Source organism: Mycobacterium sp. UM_Kg1 (genome assembly GCF_000972925.1).
Lineage (GTDB): Bacteria > Actinomycetota > Actinomycetes > Mycobacteriales > Mycobacteriaceae > Mycobacterium > Mycobacterium hiberniae.
In genome coordinates this window covers 1-17,516 of record NZ_JRMK01000094.1, presented here as the reverse complement: position 1 = coordinate 17,516, position 17,516 = coordinate 1, and the positions used below count along the sequence as shown (strand labels likewise).

The 17,516-nt window shown below is 68.9% G+C and carries 18 protein-coding genes; 13 read left to right on the top strand and 5 right to left on the bottom strand.

Annotated elements, in window-relative coordinates:
* Positions 1-201: 201 nt before the first annotated feature.
* Entirely contained in the window at positions 202-402 is a 201-nt protein-coding gene (locus LI92_RS14765; RefSeq protein ID WP_046320094.1) for a helix-turn-helix domain-containing protein, read from the top strand.
* 64 nt (positions 403-466) lie between these two features.
* Here LI92_RS14765 and LI92_RS14760 read toward each other — a convergent pair whose 3' ends face one another.
* Both LI92_RS14760 and acnA read right to left on the bottom strand, forming a co-directional pair.
* On the bottom strand, positions 467-1,030 hold the full coding sequence (locus LI92_RS14760) for a TetR/AcrR family transcriptional regulator (protein ID WP_046320093.1): 564 nt from the start codon (positions 1,028-1,030) through the stop codon (positions 467-469).
* 12 nt (positions 1,031-1,042) lie between these two features.
* On the bottom strand, positions 1,043-3,877 hold the full coding sequence (gene acnA, locus LI92_RS14755; protein ID WP_192830057.1) for an aconitate hydratase AcnA: 2,835 nt from the start codon (positions 3,875-3,877) through the stop codon (positions 1,043-1,045).
* Positions 3,878-4,054: 177 nt separating this feature from the next.
* Between acnA and LI92_RS14750 the strand changes: the two genes are divergently transcribed.
* The 9 genes from LI92_RS14750 to LI92_RS14710 all read left to right on the top strand — a co-directional run bounded on the left by LI92_RS14750 (position 4,055) and on the right by LI92_RS14710 (position 12,923).
* A complete protein-coding gene (locus LI92_RS14750; protein ID WP_353585453.1) occupies positions 4,055-4,561 on the top strand; it encodes an Rv1476 family membrane protein in 507 nt (168 codons plus the stop codon).
* A 249-nt stretch (positions 4,562-4,810) separates the two neighbouring features.
* The gene (gene ripA / locus LI92_RS14745; protein ID WP_046320090.1) at positions 4,811-6,241 is read left to right on the top strand and encodes an NlpC/P60 family peptidoglycan endopeptidase RipA; all 1,431 of its coding nucleotides are present in this window, start codon (positions 4,811-4,813) and stop codon (positions 6,239-6,241) included.
* A gap of 10 nt (positions 6,242-6,251) precedes the next feature.
* Complete coding sequence (ripB, locus tag LI92_RS14740; RefSeq protein WP_046320088.1) at positions 6,252-6,953, top strand: NlpC/P60 family peptidoglycan endopeptidase RipB; 702 nt, start codon at positions 6,252-6,254, stop codon at positions 6,951-6,953.
* A 132-nt stretch (positions 6,954-7,085) separates the two neighbouring features.
* Entirely contained in the window at positions 7,086-8,201 is a 1,116-nt protein-coding gene (gene moxR1 / locus LI92_RS14735) for a chaperone MoxR1 (protein ID WP_046320098.1), read from the top strand.
* A gap of 62 nt (positions 8,202-8,263) precedes the next feature.
* Positions 8,264-9,175 carry a DUF58 domain-containing protein gene (locus tag LI92_RS14730; RefSeq protein ID WP_046320086.1) on the top strand — a complete coding sequence of 304 codons (912 nt, stop codon included), beginning with the start codon at positions 8,264-8,266 and terminating at the stop codon, positions 9,173-9,175.
* Between the two features lie 28 nt (positions 9,176-9,203).
* A complete protein-coding gene (locus LI92_RS14725; protein ID WP_046320085.1) occupies positions 9,204-10,211 on the top strand; it encodes a VWA domain-containing protein in 1,008 nt (335 codons plus the stop codon).
* A 97-nt stretch (positions 10,212-10,308) separates the two neighbouring features.
* On the top strand, positions 10,309-11,052 hold the full coding sequence (gene fabG1 / locus LI92_RS14720; protein WP_502691455.1) for a 3-oxoacyl-ACP reductase FabG1: 744 nt from the start codon (positions 10,309-10,311) through the stop codon (positions 11,050-11,052).
* Positions 11,053-11,084: 32 nt separating this feature from the next.
* Complete coding sequence (gene inhA / locus LI92_RS14715; protein WP_046320082.1) at positions 11,085-11,894, top strand: NADH-dependent enoyl-ACP reductase InhA; 810 nt, start codon at positions 11,085-11,087, stop codon at positions 11,892-11,894.
* Positions 11,895-12,923, top strand: coding sequence for a ferrochelatase (locus LI92_RS14710; RefSeq protein ID WP_046320081.1), 1,029 nt, complete (start codon positions 11,895-11,897; stop codon positions 12,921-12,923).
* A 13-nt stretch (positions 12,924-12,936) separates the two neighbouring features.
* Here LI92_RS14710 and LI92_RS14705 read toward each other — a convergent pair whose 3' ends face one another.
* A complete protein-coding gene (locus tag LI92_RS14705; protein WP_046320080.1) occupies positions 12,937-13,767 on the bottom strand; it encodes an Rv1486c family protein in 831 nt (276 codons plus the stop codon).
* A 79-nt stretch (positions 13,768-13,846) separates the two neighbouring features.
* Here LI92_RS14705 and LI92_RS14700 point away from each other — a divergent pair, with 79 nt between their 5' ends.
* The 3 genes from LI92_RS14700 to LI92_RS14690 are packed head-to-tail and all read left to right on the top strand — an operon-like array spanning position 13,847 to position 15,824.
* Positions 13,847-14,281, top strand: coding sequence for an NfeD family protein (locus LI92_RS14700; protein WP_046320078.1), 435 nt, complete (start codon positions 13,847-13,849; stop codon positions 14,279-14,281).
* Positions 14,282-14,295: 14 nt separating this feature from the next.
* Complete coding sequence (locus tag LI92_RS14695; RefSeq protein WP_046320076.1) at positions 14,296-15,444, top strand: SPFH domain-containing protein; 1,149 nt, start codon at positions 14,296-14,298, stop codon at positions 15,442-15,444.
* Positions 15,441-15,824 (top strand): DoxX family protein, encoded by a 384-nt coding sequence (locus LI92_RS14690; protein WP_082109727.1) that lies wholly within the window; start codon positions 15,441-15,443, stop codon positions 15,822-15,824. The genes LI92_RS14695 and LI92_RS14690 overlap by 4 nt, the downstream gene beginning before the upstream one ends.
* 10 nt (positions 15,825-15,834) lie before the next feature.
* Here the strand turns inward: LI92_RS14690 and LI92_RS14685 are convergent, their stop codons facing one another.
* Both LI92_RS14685 and LI92_RS14680 read right to left on the bottom strand, forming a co-directional pair.
* Entirely contained in the window at positions 15,835-16,515 is a 681-nt protein-coding gene (locus LI92_RS14685) for an MIP/aquaporin family protein (protein WP_046320074.1), read from the bottom strand.
* A gap of 194 nt (positions 16,516-16,709) precedes the next feature.
* Positions 16,710-17,492: a TVP38/TMEM64 family protein gene (locus LI92_RS14680; RefSeq protein WP_082109726.1), complete on the bottom strand. Its 783-nt coding sequence runs from the start codon at positions 17,490-17,492 to the stop codon at positions 16,710-16,712.
* Positions 17,493-17,516: the final 24 nt, after the last annotated feature.

Genomic DNA, 17,516 nt, shown 5'->3' with positions numbered 1-17,516 from the left:
CCACGACGGGAGACCTTCCCCGTTCAACGACCGCTACAGCGAGTCGTCACACTTCCTCAACCAACCTGTCTGGGCAGTACACCTAGCGCCCCGACCGGGCCCGGCGGTGCCGATTGCCCGCATTTGTGCCAAACCCGCCCCCGCGCCGGGCTGTCTTCCTACGCTGATGTGGTCAAGGCGGCGAGGGGAGGGGGTGGGGACGTGGCAACGACGACGAAATCCAACAAGCTGCGTGACCGTCAGCTGGTCGAGTTGCGCAACGCCTACGAGCGCGGGGCGAGCATCCGCACGCTGGCGGCGTCGACCGGGCGCTCGTACGGATCGGTGCACAGCATGCTGCGGGAGTCCGGCGCGGTGATGCGCAGTCGCGGTGGTCCCAACCACCGGACGCGCGCGCGCTGACCCGAGCGGGCCGGCGGGCGGCTGTGCGCGGGCGGGGGCGCTTGCCCGCGTCCGGCAGCCGAAATCAGCTCTGGCGCACCGAGTCCTCGACCAGGTCGAGGACCGCTGACAGGCGCTGCGGATCCTCGCCGGAGGCCAGTCGCGCGACCAACCCGTCGAGCACCAGATCCAGATAGCAGTGCAACACATCGGCAGGCACGTCGTCGCGCACCCGGCCGGCCTGCGTCTGCCGGTTGAGCCGATCGGTTGTGGCAGCGGCCAATTCGGCTGACCGTTCCGCCCAGCCGCGGCTGAACTCCGGATCGTGGCGCAGCTTGCGGGCGATCTCGAGCCGGGTGGCCAGCCAGTCGAACTGCTCCGGTGCGGCCAGCATGTCGCGCATGACGCCGATCAGGCCTTCGCGGGAAGCCTGATCGGCCATGCGCTGCGCATCCTCGCGCGCCAGTTCGAAGAACAGCGTGTCCTTGTCGCGGAAGTGATGAAATATCGCCCCGCGCGACAGCCCAATGGTCTGCTCCAGTCGCCGCACCGTCGCCTGGTCGTAGCCGTAGGCGGCGAAGCAGCGCCGAGCGCCATCGAGGATCTGGCGGCGCCGGGCCGCCAGGTGACCCTCGCTGACCCTGGGCATGGTGATCGCCGACTACGCGGTCTTGGCCGACTTCAGCATGTTGCGCAGCACGTACTGCAGGATGCCGCCGTTGCGGTAGTAGTCGGCCTCACCGGGAGTGTCGATGCGCACGACCGCGTCGAATTCGACCTTCTCGCCACTGTCCTTGGTGGCGGTGACCTTGACCGTCTTGGGTGTCTTGCCGGAGTTGAGCTCCTCGATCCCGACGATGTCGAAGACCTCGGTGCCGTCCAGCCCCAGCGACGCGGCGGACTCGCCGGCCGGGAACTGCAGCGGGATCACACCCATGCCGATCAGGTTCGAGCGGTGGATGCGCTCGAAGGACTCGGTGATGACCGCCTTGACGCCCAGCAGCGTGGTGCCCTTGGCCGCCCAGTCGCGGGACGAGCCGGAGCCGTACTCCTTGCCGCCCAGCACCACCAGCGGGATGCCGGCCTTCTGGTAGTTCATGCAGGCGTTGTAGATGAACTCCTTCGGGCCGCCCTCCTGGGTGAAGTCCCGGGTGTAGCCGCCCTGGGTGCCCTCCAGGCCGATGGTGTCCAGCAAGCGGTTCTGCAGACGGATGTTGGCGAAGGTGCCGCGAACCATGACCTCGTGGTTGCCGCGGCGGCTGCCCAGCGAGTTGTAGTCCTTGCGGGCCACACCGTGGGCGTCGAGGTAGTCCGCGGCCGGGGTGCCGGGCTTGATCGGGCCGGCCGGGCTGATGTGGTCGGTGGTGACCGAGTCGCCCAGCAGCGCCATCACCCGGGCGCCCTTGATGTCGGAGACCGGTTCGGGCTCCAAGCCCATGCCGTCGAAGTAGGGGGCCTTGCGCACGTAGGTCGAGGACTCGTCCCAGGCGAAGGTGTCGCCGTCCGGGGTCGGCAGGTTGCGCCAGTTGTCGTCGCCGGCGAACACGTCGGCGTAGGACTTGCGGAACATGTCCTGGTTGATCGCGGACTTGATGGTGTCGTCGATCTCCTGGGCCGAGGGCCAGATGTCGCGCAGGTAGACGTCGTTGCCGTCTTTGTCTTTGCCCAGGGAATCGGTTTCGAAGTCGAAGTCCATGGTGCCGGCCAGGGCGTAGGCGATCACCAGCGGCGGGGAGGCCAGGTAGTTCATCTTGACGTCGGGGGAGATGCGGCCCTCGAAGTTGCGGTTACCCGACAGCACCGCGGTGACGGTCAGGTCTTCTTCGTTGACCGCCTTGGAGATCTCCTCGGGCAGCGGGCCGGTGTTGCCGATGCAGGTGGTGCAGCCGTAACCGCCCAGGTAGAAGCCGAGCTTCTCCAGGTAGGGCCACAGGCCGGCCTTCTCGTAGTAGTCGGTGACGACCTGCGAGCCGGGGGCCATGTTGGTCTTGACCCACGGCTTGGAGGACAAGCCCTTCTCCACGGCGTTGCGGGCCAGCAGTGCGGCGCCGATCATCACCGAGGGGTTGGAGGTGTTGGTGCAGGAGGTGATACCTGCGACCGCGACGGCGCCGTGGTCGAGGATGAACTCGCCGCGCTCGCCGGTGACCCGGATCGGCTTGCTCGGCCGGCCCTCGGCGCCGTTGGCGGCGGACTGCACGTCCACGGCACCGTCGTCGGCGAAGGACAGGGTGGCCGGGTCGGATGCCGGGAAGGACTCCTCGAGCGCTTCGTCGAGCTTGCTCTCCGGCGCCGGGTGCTGCTCCTCGACGTAGTTGTGGATGTCCTTGCGGAAGGCGATCTTGCTCTCCGACAACAGGATCCGGTCCTGCGGACGCTTGGGGCCGGCGATCGACGGGACCACGGTGGACAGGTCCAGCTCGAGGTATTCGGAGAAGGCCGGCTCGTGGTCGGGGTTGTGCCACATACCTTGGGCCTTGGCGTAGGCCTCCACCAGCGCGAGCTGCTCGTCGCTGCGGCCGGTCAGGCGCAGGTAGTTGATGGTCTCCTCGTCGATCGGGAAGATCGCGCAGGTGGAACCGAATTCGGGGCTCATGTTGCCCAGCGTGGCGCGGTTGGCCAGCGGCACCTCGGCGACACCCCTGCCGTAGAACTCGACGAACTTGCCGACCACACCGTGGCGGCGCAGCATGTCGGTGACGGTGAGCACCACGTCGGTGGCGGTGACGCCGGGCTGGATCTCTCCGGTCAGCTTGAAGCCGACGACGCGGGGGATCAGCATCGACACCGGCTGGCCCAGCATGGCCGCCTCGGCTTCGATGCCGCCGACGCCCCAGCCCAGCACGCCCAGGCCGTTCTGCATGGTGGTGTGGCTGTCGGTGCCGACGCAGGTGTCGGGGTAGGCCTGACCGTTGCGGACCATCACGGTGCGGGCGAGGTATTCGATGTTGACCTGGTGCACGATGCCGGTGCCCGGCGGGACGACCTTGAAGTCGTCGAAGGCGCCCTGGCCCCAGCGCAGGAACTGGTAGCGCTCGGCGTTGCGCTCGTATTCGAGGGCGACGTTGCGCTCGAAGGCGTCGGCGGTGCCGAACACGTCGAGAATGACCGAGTGGTCGATGACCATCTCCGCGGGCGAGAGCGGGTTGACCTTGTTGGGGTCGCCGCCCAGGGCGGTGACGGCCTCACGCATGGTGGCCAGGTCCACGACGCAGGGCACCCCGGTGAAGTCCTGCATGATCACCCGGGCCGGGGTGAACTGGATCTCGATGCTGGGCTCGGCGGCCGGGTCCCAGTTGGCGATCGCGGTGATGTGATCCTTGGTGATGTTGGCGCCGTCCTCGGTGCGCAACAGGTTCTCGGCGAGCACTTTGAGGCTGTAGGGCAGCTTCTCGGTGCCGGGCACGGCGTCGAGGCGGAAGATTTCGTAGTTCTGGTCGCCGACGGTGAGAGTGTCGCGCGCCCCGAACGAATTCACCGAATCTTTGCTGCTCACTTCAACTCCCCGAGATCGAGTCCTCATCCATCGACGGGTCCGCGCCGACGGGCGGGACAACTCTAACAGTACGATTGTCCTGTATAAAGTAAGGTTTACCTCACCTGACGGGGGTTGATACCGTCATCTTCCGTGACGATCCAGCACCCGCCGGCCTACATCCCCGGCGAGCTCTGCATCACCGTCGGACTCGACCCCGCCACCCCGCCCGATGACTGCATGGCGCTGGTCAAGGTGGCCGTGGCGGCCGACGGTGTGAGCGCGCCGGCGGCCGACGTGCCGGCGCTGCGCGAGGTGGTGGCGCAGGCCGCCCACGACGGGATCGACCTCAAGATCGTCGAGGTGGCCCGCAACCCCGGGATGGACACCGCCCTGCGCGACGTGGCCACCGTGGTGGGCTATGACTATCCCGACGCCACCGTTCTGGTGCTCAGTAATAACTATGTCGGCAGCTACAGCGGCCAGTTTCACCGGGCAAAACTGGAGGCCGCCGAAGATCACGCCAAAACCGGCGACCCAGTTACGTCGGCGCAAAATTTTCTGCACGAATTGACCACCCCCGACCTGCCCTGGACATCGATGACGGTGGTCCTGCTGATCGGGGTGGCGGCAGCGGCCGTCGGCACCCGATTCCTGCAGCGACGCAGCAGAAAAGCTGCCGAGCGCTCCGCCGCCGCGCAGTAGCGGTAACCCCTGCTTCCCGCCCCGTCCCCGGGCGGGAAATTGTGCTGCCCCGGTGGGCTTGAAAATGCATCAGGTCACCGAATGGTCACAAGCCGCTTAATTACAATAATGTAGTTTGTTACGAACGTTTCTCCCGTGACTGATGTGACGTATGGTCTCAAAAGGCGCAACTGATGTAGGTGTTGCTCCTGTGCTTGTGCCGCCGGTGTGAGCACGGCGCCTGCCTGAGTCCGAGGAGATCCAAGCCGAATGAGACGCATCCGCTGTGGCTCCGATGGCTCTGCATTCCCGCCGGTGACCCGTTTCGCCCGACCCGTGACGGTGTCGGTGCTCAGTGCTGCCCTCCTGCTGGGCACCCCGGGGTTGGCAGCCGCGCAACCCACCCGTGACCCCGACGGCATCGCCGCGCTGATCGCCGACGTCGCCGACGCCAACCAGCAGCTGCAGAACCTGGGCGCGCAGATCGCCGAGGAGAAGGAAGGCGTCAACAAAGCCCTGGTGGATCTGCAGACCGCGCGCGAGGAAGCCGAGGCCGCGCAGCAGGAGGTTCAGGCGGGCCATCGCGCGATCGCCGACGCCGACGCCGCCATCGCCGCCGCGCAGCGCCGGTTCAACACCTTCGCCGCCTCGACCTACGTCAACGGCCCCTCGGACAGTTACCTGACCGCCGCCAACCCCACCGACATGATCGCCACGGCGGCGGCCGGCCAGCTGCTCGCGCTCAGTTCCGAGCAGGCGTTGGACAACCTCAAGCGGGCCCGCACCGAGCAGGTCAACAAGGAGTCGGCTGCCCGGCTGGCCAAGCAGAAGGCCGACCAGGCGGTGGCGCAGGCGCAGTCCAGCCAGGATGCCGCGGTGGCAGCGCTCACCGACACCCAGCGCAAGTTCGCCGAACAACAGCAGGAGATCGACCGGCTGGCGGCACGGCGCGCCGAGGCCCAGGCCAAGCTCGTGGCCGCCCGTGGCCACGCGCAGCCCGAGGCGCCCGCCGGCGCCCCCGCGGGTGACCGGTGGGGCAATCCCGGAGCGCCCGGCGTCGGCCCGGCGAACACCCAACAGCCCCAGCGGTGGGACGGCCCCTGGGACCCGACCCTGCCGATGATCCCCAGCGCGGACGTCCCCGGGGACCCGATCGCGGTCATCAACCAGGTGCTGGGGATCTCGCAGACCTCGGCGCAGGTGACGGCGAACATGGGCAAGAAATTCTTGCAGTCGCTGGGCCTGGCCAAGCCCGACGACACCGGAATCAACAACGGCAAGATCCCGCGGGTATACGGCAAGCAGGCCTCCGAATACGTGATCCGCCGCGCCCTCGCGCAGCGTGGTGTGCCGTACTCGTGGGGCGGTGGCACCGCCGCGGGGCCCGGCCGCGGTATCGGCTCGGGTTCTGGCACGGTCGGTTTCGACTGCTCCGGTCTGATCCTCTACGCGTTCGCCGGAGTGGGCATCAAGCTGCCGCACTACTCCGGTTCGCAGTACAAGATGGGCCGCCAGATCCCCTCGGCGATGGCGCGGCGCGGCGACGTCATCTTCTATGGTCCCGGCGGCAGCCAGCACGTCACGCTCTACCTCGGCAACGGCCTGATGCTCGAGGCCCCGGACGTGGGCCAGGTGGTGAAGGTATCGCCGGTACGCAAGAGCGGCATGACGCCCTACGTAGTCCGATACATCGAATACTGACGGCGGAGCAATGCGATTGAGTGCACTACGTCTATCTCGTCTGGTCGGATCGCTGGTGGTGGCGATCCCGGTGATGCTGGGTCTGGCCGGGCCCGCTGCGGCCGACCCCGGCTGGGACCCGACGCTGCCGGCGACGATCAGCGCCGGGGCGCCCGGTGATCCGCTGGCGATCGCCAACGCGTCGCTGCAGGCCACCGCGCAGGCCACCCAGACCACCATGGACCTGGGCCGCAAATTCCTGGCCGGCCTCGGCTTCAATGTCGGCGACGAAGCCACCGGCAATGTGGCACCCGGTAAGCGGGTGCACGGCAAGCAGGCCATCGAGTACGTCATCCGTCGCGGCGGATCGCAGATGGGGGTGCCCTATTCCTGGGGTGGTGGCTCGCTCACCGGTCCCAGCAAGGGCGTCGACTCCGGCGCGGGAACGGTCGGTTTCGACTGCTCGGGCCTGATGCGCTACGCGTTCGCCGGTGTCGGGGTCCTCATCCCGCGGTACTCGGGTGACCAGTACAACGCCGGCCGGCACATTCCGCCCAGCCAGGCGCGCCGTGGCGACCTGATGTTCTACGGCCCCGGCGGCGGCCAGCACGTCACCATGTACCTGGGCGGCGGAAAGATGCTGGAAGCCTCCGGCAGTGCCGGCAAGGTGGTCGTCAGCCCGGTGCGGACCGCCGGGATGACGCCGTATCTGACCCGGATCATCGAGTACTGACGCGCCGGGACCGGGCTTGGCGTCGACGGATGCTGCGAACCCTGGAATAGTGAAACGCGGGCACGACGCTGCCCCTCGGCCGCGTGCCGTGTAAGCAGTTGTGTCTGACCGACCTTTGTGGAGGATTTGTCGATGACGTCATCGGATGGGACGCCCGCGGGCGCCAGCGGTTTCCCCGGCTCGGCCGGTGCCGAGCCAGGCACTGTCGGCGGTAGCGGGCTCGCCGCCGACGTACACGCGCTGGAGCGGGCCATCTTCGAGGTCAAGCGCGTCATCGTCGGCCAGGACCAGCTCGTCGAGCGCATCCTGGTCGGCCTGCTCGCCAAGGGCCACGTGCTGCTCGAGGGCGTTCCCGGAGTCGCCAAGACCCTGGCAGTGGAGACCTTCGCCAAGGTGGTGGGCGGAAGCTTCGCCAGGATCCAGTTCACCCCGGACCTGGTGCCCACCGACATCATCGGTACCCGCATCTACCGGGCGGGCCGGGAGGAGTTCGACACCGAGCTCGGCCCGGTGATGACCAACTTCCTGCTGGCCGACGAGATCAACCGAGCGCCGGCCAAGGTGCAGTCGGCACTGCTGGAGGTCATGCAGGAGCGCAAGGTCTCCATCGGCGGCAAGAGCTTCGCGCTGCCTAACCCGTTCCTGGTGATGGCCACCCAGAACCCGATCGAGCACGAGGGCGTCTACCCGCTGCCCGAGGCGCAACGCGACCGGTTCCTGTTCAAGATCAACGTCAGCTACCCCTCGCCGGAGGAAGAGCGCGAGATCATCTACCGGATGGGCGTCACCCCGCCGGAGCCCAAGCAGATCCTGAGCACCGGCGACCTGGTGCGGCTGCAGACCCTGGCGGCCAACAACTTCGTGCACCACGCGCTGGTGGACTACGTGGTGCGGGTGATCACCGCCACGCGCCAACCCGAGCAGTTCGGCATGCCGGACGTCAAGAACTGGCTGTCGTTCGGTGCCTCGCCGCGTGCCTCGCTGGGCATCATCTCCGCCTCTCGGGCCCTGGCCCTGGTGCGCGGTCGCGACTACGTGATCCCGCAGGACGTCATCGAGGTCATTCCGGACGTGCTCCGGCACCGGCTGGTGCTGTCCTACGACGCGCTCGCCGACGAGATCACCCCGGAGATCGTCATCAACCGGGTGTTGCAGACGGTGCCGTTGCCGCAGGTGAACGCCGTTCCGCAGCAGCACTCGCCGGCACCGGGTGCCCCGACCGCGGCGGCAGTGGCCGGCGGTCGGTGAGCGACCCCGACACCGGGGCTGGATCGTCGCAGCCTGCCGGAACCAGCACCGCTCCGCCGTCGATGCTGCGCGGAGAGATCCGCGACCCCAAGCTGGCGGCGGCACTGCGCACCCTGGAACTGACCGTCAAGCGCAAGCTCGACGGCGTTCTGCACGGCGACCACCTGGGCTTGATCCCCGGCCCCGGTTCCGAGCCCGGCGAGTCCCGGCTGTATCAGCCGGGCGACGACGTGCGCCGGATGGACTGGTCGGTCACCGCGCGCACCACCCACCCGCATGTCCGGCAGATGATCGCCGACCGCGAGCTGGAGACCTGGCTGGTGGTGGACATGTCGGCCAGCATGGATTTCGGCACCGCCGGTTGCGAGAAGCGTGATCTGGCCGTGGCCGCCGCAGCGGCCATCGTCTATCTCAACAGCGGTGGCGGCAATCGGCTGGGCGCGCTGGTGGCCAACGGCGAGCGCGTGGTGCGGGTGCCGGCACGGTCCGGGCGCAACCACGAGCAGACCCTGTTGCGCACCATCGCCACGACGCCCCGGGCCCCGGTGGGGGTTCGCGGCGACCTGGCGGCGGCCATCGACGCGCTGCGCCGGCCCGAGCGGCGGCGCGGCATGGCGGTGATCATCAGCGACTTCCTGGGCCCCATCAACTGGATGCGCCCGTTGCGGGCGATCGCCGCCCGGCACGAGGTGCTGGGCGTCGAGGTGCTCGACCCGCGCGACGTGGAATTGCCCGACGTCGGCGACGTGGTGTTGCAGGACACCGAAACCGGGATCACCCGTGAGTTCACCATCGACGCCAAGCTGCGCGACGATTTCGCCCGGGCAGCCGTGGCCCACCGCGCCGACGTCGCGCGTGCGCTGCGCAGTTGCGGCGCGCCGCTGTTGAGCCTGCGGACGGACCGGGACTGGATCGCCGAAATTGTCCGATTCGTCGAGTCACGCCGGCGCGGCGCGCTGGCGGGTACGCCGTGACCTCGACCCGTAACCAGACAGGTCTGCTATGACACTGCCGCTGCTGGGGCCGATGACCCTGTCGGGCTTCGCGCACCCGTGGTTCTTCCTGTTCCTGCTCGTGATCCTGGGTCTGGTCGCGCTGTACGTCGTCATGCAGGTGGCGCGGCATCGCCGGATTCTGCGGTTCGCCAACATGGAGCTGCTGGAAAGCGTGGCGCCCAAGACGCCGACGCGCTGGCGGCACCTGTCGGCGATCCTGCTGGTCACCTCGATGGTGCTGTTCACCATCGCCATGGCCGGCCCCACCCACGACGTCCGGATTCCGCGCAACCGCGCCGTGGTGATGCTGGTGATCGACGTCTCGCAGTCGATGCGGGCCACCGACGTCGCGCCCAGCCGGCTGGCCGCCGCGCAGGAAGCCGGCAAGCAGTTCGCCGACGAGCTGACCGCCGGCATCAACCTGGGCCTGATCGCCTACGCCGGCACCGCGACCGTGCTGACCTCACCGACGACCAACCGCGAGGCGACCAAGGCCGCGATCGACAAACTGCAACTGGCGGACCGGACCGCGACCGGCGAAGGCATCTTCACCGCGCTGCAGGCGATCGCCACCGTGGGGGCCGTCATCGGCGGGGGCGACACCCCGCCGCCGGCCCGGATCGTGCTGCTGTCCGACGGCAAGGAGACGGTGCCGTCCAATCCCGACAACCCCAAGGGGGCGTTCACCGCGGCGCGCACCGCCAAGGACCAAGGCGTGCCGGTCTCGACGATCTCGTTCGGCACGGCTTACGGCTATGTCGAGATCAACGAGCAGCGCCAGCCGGTCCCGGTCGATGACGACTCGTTGAAGAAGATCGCCGACCTGTCCGGCGGCACCGCCTACACCGCCTCCAGCCTGGCCCAGCTCAAGGAGGTTTACGCCACCTTGCAGGACCAGATCGGCTTCGAGACCATCCGCGGCGACGCCAGCACCGGCTGGCTGCGCCTGGGCTCGTTCGTCCTGGCGCTGGCCGCGCTGGCGGCGCTGCTGCTCAACCGCCGCCTGCCCGCCTGACCCCACCTCCCCGTTGACTCTGCGGCCACCAGGCAAAAGTGCGAGTGGGCGCTTTGGTGAGCGCAGAGTCAACGTAGGGCACTGATAGGTTATGCCGGTGACTGACAGCGAAACGCCCACCGGAAAGCCGCCATTCGTGTCCCGTTCGGTCCTCGTGACCGGTGGAAACCGGGGGATCGGGCTGGCGATCGCCCAGCGACTGGCCGCCGACGGACACAAGGTGGCGGTCACCCACCGCGGCTCCGGGGCCCCCGAGGGACTGTTCGGAGTCGTGTGCGACGTCACCGACAACGAGGCCGTGGACCGTGCGTTCAAGGAAGTCGAAGAGCACCAGGGACCGGTGGAGGTGCTGGTCTCCAACGCCGGCATCTCCAAGGACGCCTTCCTGATGCGGATGACCGAGGAGCGGTTCACCGAAGTCATCGACGCCAACCTGACCGGGGCATTCCGGGTGGCCCAGCGCGCGTCGCGCAGCATGCAGCGCAAGCGCTTCGGCCGGATCATCTTCATCGGGTCGGTGTCGGGCATGTGGGGCATCGGAAATCAGGCCAACTACGCGGCCGCCAAGGCCGGCCTGATCGGCATGGCCCGCTCGATCTCGCGCGAGCTGTCCAAGGCCGGCGTGACCGCCAACGTCGTCGCCCCCGGCTACATCGACACCGAGATGACCCGCGCGCTCGATGAACGGATCCAGGCCGGCGCCCTGGAGTTCATCCCCGCCAAGCGCGTCGGCACCGCCGAGGAGGTTGCCGGGGCGGTGAGCTTCCTGGCCTCGGAGGACGCCGGCTACATCGCCGGCGCGGTCATCCCCGTCGACGGCGGCATGGGCATGGGCCACTAAGAACCGTTCAGAGACCAAGATAGGGAACTTCAATGGCAGGCATTCTCGAAGGCAAGCGGATCCTGGTCACCGGGATCATCACCGACTCCTCGATCGCGTTTCACATCGCCAAGGTCGCCCAGGAGGCCGGCGCCCAGCTGGTCTGCACCGGGTTCGACCGGCTGCGGCTGATCCAGCGCATCATCGACCGGCTTCCGGAGCCGGCGCCGCTGCTGGAACTCGACGTGCAGAACAACGAGCACCTCGACACGCTGGCCGCGCGCGTCACCGAGGTGATCGGCGAGGGCAACAAGCTCGACGGTGTGGTGCACTCCATCGGATACATGCCGCAGACCGGCATGGGCGTCAACCCGTTCTTCGACGCGCCCTACGAGGATGTGGCCAAGGGCATTCACATCTCGGCGTATTCGTACGCATCGCTGGCCAAAGCGGTGCTGCCGATCATGAACCCCGGCGGCTCCATCGTGGGCATGGACTTCGACCCGACCCGGGCGATGCCGGCCTACAACTGGATGACGGTGGCCAAGAGCGCCCTGGAATCGGTGAATCGCTTCGTCGCGCGCGAGGCCGGACCGCTCGGTGTGCGTTCGAACCTCGTTGCCGCCGGGCCGATCCGGACCCTGGCCATGAGTGCGATCGTGGGCGGGGCACTCGGCGAAGGCGCCGGCGAGCAGATCCGCCTGCTCGAAGAGGGTTGGGACCAGCGGGCCCCGATCGGCTGGGACATGAAAGACCCGACACCGGTCGCCAAGACGGTGTGCGCACTGATGTCCGACTGGCTGCCGGCCACCACCGGAACGGTGGTCTACGCCGACGGCGGCGCGCACACCCAGTTGCTGTAAATGGATGTAGACGCCGTCCTGCTCCTCTCCTTCGGCGGACCCGAAGGCCCCGAGCAGGTGCGGCCGTTTCTCGAGAACGTCACCCGAGGGCGCGGTGTGCCCCCGGCCCGGCTCGATGCCGTCGCCGAGCACTACCTGCACTTCGGCGGTGTCTCGCCGATCAACGGCATCAACCGGGCCTTGGTCGACGAGCTGCGCGCCGAACTGTCCGGACTGCCGGTGTATTTCGGCAACCGCAACTGGGAGCCTTATGTCGAGGACACCGTGGCGGCGATGGCCGCCGACGGCGTGCGACGCGCCGCGGTGTTCGCCACCTCGGCGTGGGGCGGATACTCCGGCTGCGAGCAGTACGCCGAGGACATCGCCCGAGCGCGGCGGGCCGCCGGCGACGGCGCCCCGGAACTGGTGAAGCTGCGCCAGTACTTCGATCACCCGTTGTTCGTGGCGATGTTCGCCGATGCGATCGCCGCCGCCGCCGAGCGCCTGCCCGCGGAGCTGCGATCGGGCGCCCGGCTCGTATTCACCGCGCATTCGATCCCGGTGCGCGCCGACCAGCGCTACGGTCCGCAGCTCTACAGCCGCCAGGTCGCCCACGCCACGCGGCTGGTCGCCGCGGCTGCGGGTTACCCCGAATACGACCAGGTGTGGCAGTCGCGGTCCGGCCCGCCGCAGGTGCCCTGGCTGGAACCCGACGTCGAGGCGCACCTGGCCACGCTGGCGCAGACCGGTGTCCCAGCGGTGATCCTGTGCCCGATCGGCTTTCTCAGCGACAACATCGAGGTGGTGTGGGACCTCGACACGCAGGTCCGGGCCCAGGCGCAGGCGGCCGGTATCGCCTACGCACGCGCGGCCACCCCCAACGCGGACAACCGGCTGGCCCGGCTTGCCCGAAGCCTGATCGAGGAGCTGCGCGACGGTGCCGCCCCGCAACGGGCCGCGGGTTCGCAAGGCCTGGGCTGCGGGTTCGGGGTCAACGGCGCGTCGTGCGGCTCGGCGCACTGCGCCGCGGTCGTGGCGCCGGACAGCTGATCTGGGCGGGCGGCTACCGCCGCCAGGCCGAGTGCAGGATCGCGGTCACCGCGGCGCTGCGCGCCGAACGAACCACCGCGGTCAGCGGCGCAACCGCATCGACGGCGCGCTGGACCGCGGCGGCCGACTGTGCGCTCGCGGTCAGCAGATCGGCACTGACGGTCAGGATCGCCTCGACGTGCGCGGCGCTGTGCAGAACGCGGACCGCACGAGGCGGGGCGTGCTCGGGAATGCGGTGCAGCAGTACGGCTTCGACCAACTGTTCGACCTGCAGTCGTGGGTCCTCCACGCCGTAGTCGGCCCACCGCGAACCGGTGGATCCCAGCACCTCGGTGGCGGTGCGGATGGCAGACCGCAGACCGTATTCGGCCTCGCCCAGATCGTGGTGCTCGGCGGACGGCATGCCGGTCAGCGGGAAGGCGGTCCAGCACAGTTCGGCGGCGGACTCGTCGGCGGCGTCTTCGTAGTAGGCCGGCACCAGACCGATCGGGGGCGAGCCGTCGGCCGAACCGATCACCACGGCCTCACCGGCGAGAATTGCCTCGCGCTGAAACGACGTCCCGGCCGGCAGTCCCCGGACATCGCCGGGTACCGGAAACACCGGCCGGATGCCGTCGCCGGCTGCGGTGCCGGCGCCCCGCACCAACTGCAGCAGTGCGGCCGCGCCGCCATCGCCGCCCCCGGCGAAGGGCACCGCGGCCTCGCCGATGCTGATCACGTCATAGGCCGACACCGCCTGCTTCGGTGCCCACGCCGAGAGGGCGTCCAACACGTCATCGGGGGCGGCCAGGCCCGCCAGCCAGGCGTTGGCCCACACCGCCAGCGAAGTACTCGGGCACCACATGATGCACCGCAGTGTAGTTGTCCGTTTCGTCCCTGTCGGACCGCACAGGTTCGGCTGGTTCTCGGGCTATTCTGACCGCATGCCGACTGCCCTGATCTGGTTGGTCTTCGCGCTGGGGCTCGCGGGAGCCGAGGCCCTCACGGGTGACATGTTCCTGCTGATGCTCTCCGGCGGTGCGCTCTCGGCGGCGGCCGCCAGTGCGTTGACCGACTGGCCGCTGTGGACCGACGGTGCGGTGTTCCTGGTGATCTCGGTGCTGCTGCTGGTGCTGGTACGACCCGCGCTGCGCCGCCGGATGTGGGTGGGAACGGGTGACGAAACCGGGGTGCTGGCGCTGCAGGGCAAGACCGCCCTGGTGCTCGACCGCGTCGAACTGCACGCCGGCCGGGTGAAGCTGAACGGCGAGGTGTGGTCCGCCCGCCCGCTCGCCGACGGCGACGTATTCGAACCGGGGGAGCAGGTCACCGTGATGCACATCGACGGGGCTACCGCGGTGGTCGGCAAGATCGTGTAACGAAAGGACGCGTCATGGAGGGTCTGACAACCGGGCTGCTGCTGCTGGCCGTGCTGGTGGTGTTCGCGGTGATCGTGGTGGCCAAATCGGTGGCCCTGATCCCGCAGGCCGAGGCGGCGGTGATCGAACGGCTGGGTCGCTACAGCCGGACCGTCAGCGGTCAGCTGACCCTGCTGGTGCCCTTCATCGACCGGGTGCGGGCCCGCATCGACCTGCGTGAGCGGGTGGTGTCCTTTCCGCCGCAGCCGGTGATCACCGAGGACAACCTGACGCTCAACATCGACACCGTCGTCTACTTCCAGGTCACCAACCCCAAAGCCGCGGTGTATGAGATCAGCAACTACATCGTCGGTGTGGAACAGCTGACCACCACCACGCTGCGCAATGTCGTCGGTGGGATGACGCTGGAGCAGACCCTGACCTCGCGTGAGGTGATCAACAGCCAGCTGCGCGGGGTGCTCGACGAGGCGACCGGCCGCTGGGGCCTGCGGGTGGCCCGGGTGGAGCTGCGCAGCATCGACCCGCCGCCGTCGATCCAGGCGTCGATGGAAAAGCAGATGAAGGCCGACCGCGAGAAGCGGGCCATGATCCTGACCGCCGAGGGCCAGCGCGAGGCGGCCATCAAACAGGCCGAGGGGCAGAAGCAGGCGGAGATCCTGACCGCCGAGGGCGCCAAGCAGGCGGCGATCCTGGCCGCCGAGGCCGAGCGGCAGTCCCGGATGCTGCGGGCCCAAGGTGAACGCGCCGCCGCCTACCTGCAGGCTCAGGGCCAGGCGAAGGCGATCGAGAAGACCTTCGCCGCGATCAAGGCCGCCCGGCCCACCCCGGAGTTGCTGGCCTACCAGTATCTGCAGGTGTTGCCGGAGATGGCCCGCGGGGAGGCCAACAAGGTGTGGGTGGTGCCCAGTGATTTCGGCACCGCCCTGCAGGGCTTCACCAAGCTGCTGGGCGCGCCCGGCGAAGACGGCGTGTTCCGCTACCAGCCCTCACCGGTCGACGACCACCCGAACCGGCACGAGGACGACAGCGAGGAGGTCGCCGACTGGTTCACCACCCAGACCGATCCGGCGATCGCGCAGGCGGTCGCCAAGGCCGAGGCCGATGCCCGCAAGCCGGTCGAGGGTGCGCTGCTGCCACCTCAGCTCGATCCCGGTCCGGCGTGAGGGCGCTGACGGCGCGGCCGAGCTACGCGGCGCTGGCGGCGTTTCTGGCCGGTGACGCGGTCGCGTCGGCGATTCCGGTGCCCTACGTCGCCAAAAACATGGATGCGATGCGGATTCCCGCCGAGGTCCGCTGGGCGGTTCCGGTGGCCAAGGCGGCCACCGCGCTGGGCCTGGCCGCGGTGTTCCGTTTCCCGGCCGTCGCGCGGCTCACCACCGGGTTGCTGACCCTGTACTTCGCCGGGGCGCTCGGCATCCACCTGCGGGTACGCAACCGCATCGCCAACATCGTTCCCGCGGTGCTGCTGCTGATGGTGTTCGCCGCGATGACGGTCCAGGGCCCGCCCCCCGCCGGTGGCGGAATCCGAGCCGTCGAGTCCTAGATTCGGGCGGTTATCCCCGCCGGGCTGCGGCGGTGTGCTCGTCGAGGGTGGTGGCCTTGTAAGCGTAAGCGGCCGCGACCGCGCCGAGAAGCTGGGCGATCAGGTAGACCCAGAGGTACTTCCAGGCGAAGACCCCCGACAGCATCAGGCCGAAGGTGATGGCGGGGTTGAACGCGCCGCCGGAGATGGCGCCCACCGCAATCACGCCGACCGCCACCACGAACCCGATCGCCAGGCCGTAGAAGCTGTTGCCGGCGCTGTCTTTGCTGGTGGCGGTGTGCAGCACCACGTAACACAGCGCGAAGGTGAAGACCAGTTCGGCCAGGAACGCCGGCCAGAGGTTGCCGGTCAGGTCAAGGGCCCCGCCGGAGTATTTGTCGTGCCAGAGCCCGAAGCCCACGCTGAATGCGGCCAGCGCGCCGACCAGCTGCGCAACGATGTAGGGGCCCAGTTCGGACAGCGGCAGGGCGCCCCGCAGATACGCCGCGACCGAGACCGCGGGGTTCAGATGGCCACCGGAGATGTGCCCGCTGGCGTAGACCATCACCATCAGCACCGAGCCGACGCCCAGGGCGGTGGCGGCAACGCAGTCGGTGCCGGACAAGACGATTCCCAGCACCGCGAACATGAATACGAACGTCCCGATCATTTCGGTCAGATATTTACGCACCGCAGCGCTGCGATCAGCCATTGATCCGGTCCCTTCAGTTGCGTCGAGCACTTTGCGAATTGCTGTCGTGCCGGCCCAAGGCACGTAATCGACTGTAACGACGGCGGGTACTGCCGGCGGTCAAAGCCGGATGGCCTTACACCGAATTGTTGCCGGAATGCGCAGCCCCCCGTGTTGTTGGCCCCGGCCCGGGCGCAACGGCCGGCCGCCGGGGTTCAGCGCCGCCCCGACGGGCAGGTCACCGGGGCATCGCCTCCCGCTGCCGCATCGACCGGGATGCCCGGCCCGGCCGGTTGCTCCCGCCGGTGCGCACGCACCTCATAGACCAGCAGCGACACCCCGACCGCGGCGGTGCACGCCGACACCGCGAACAGCAGCGGGCTGACGTCTCCGGTAAGGGCATCCCCGAGCACCACCACGGCGGCCGTCCCCGGCAGCAGCCCGACCAGAGTGGCCAGGGTGTAGGGCACCAGCCGCACCGCCGAGGCGCCCGCGGCGTAGTTGATCACCGAGAACGGGATCGCCGGAATCAGGCGCAGCGAAATCACGGCCGGCCAGCCGCGCCGGCGCAACCGGGCGTCCAGCGAGTCGAGCCGGGGATGGTTGACCACCCGGCTCAGCTGCCAACCGAAGACACGCATGAGGATCAGCACTCCCACGGCGCTCAGTGCGCTGGCCACCACGGCCAACACGACTCCCAGCCAGGGACCGAACAGCAGACCGGCGGCCAGCGTGAAGGCGGTCCGGGGGAACGGGAAGACCGTGACGACGGTGTGTGCCACCAGGAACGCCGCCGGGAACCACGGCCCCAGCGTCTGCGCCCAGTCGCGCAGCTGGACCGCGGTCGGCACCGGAACCAGCCAGGCCACCGCCAGCAGGGTCACGACCACCGCCGTCGTCAGCGCCAGCCGCCGCAGGGCGACCTGGCGCGCGGTGGCGATGAAGGTCGACCACGCGCCGCGCAGCACGTGTGGGAATCGGGTCGCGGCGGTCCTCACGGCAGCAAGACTACGGGCCGTCGG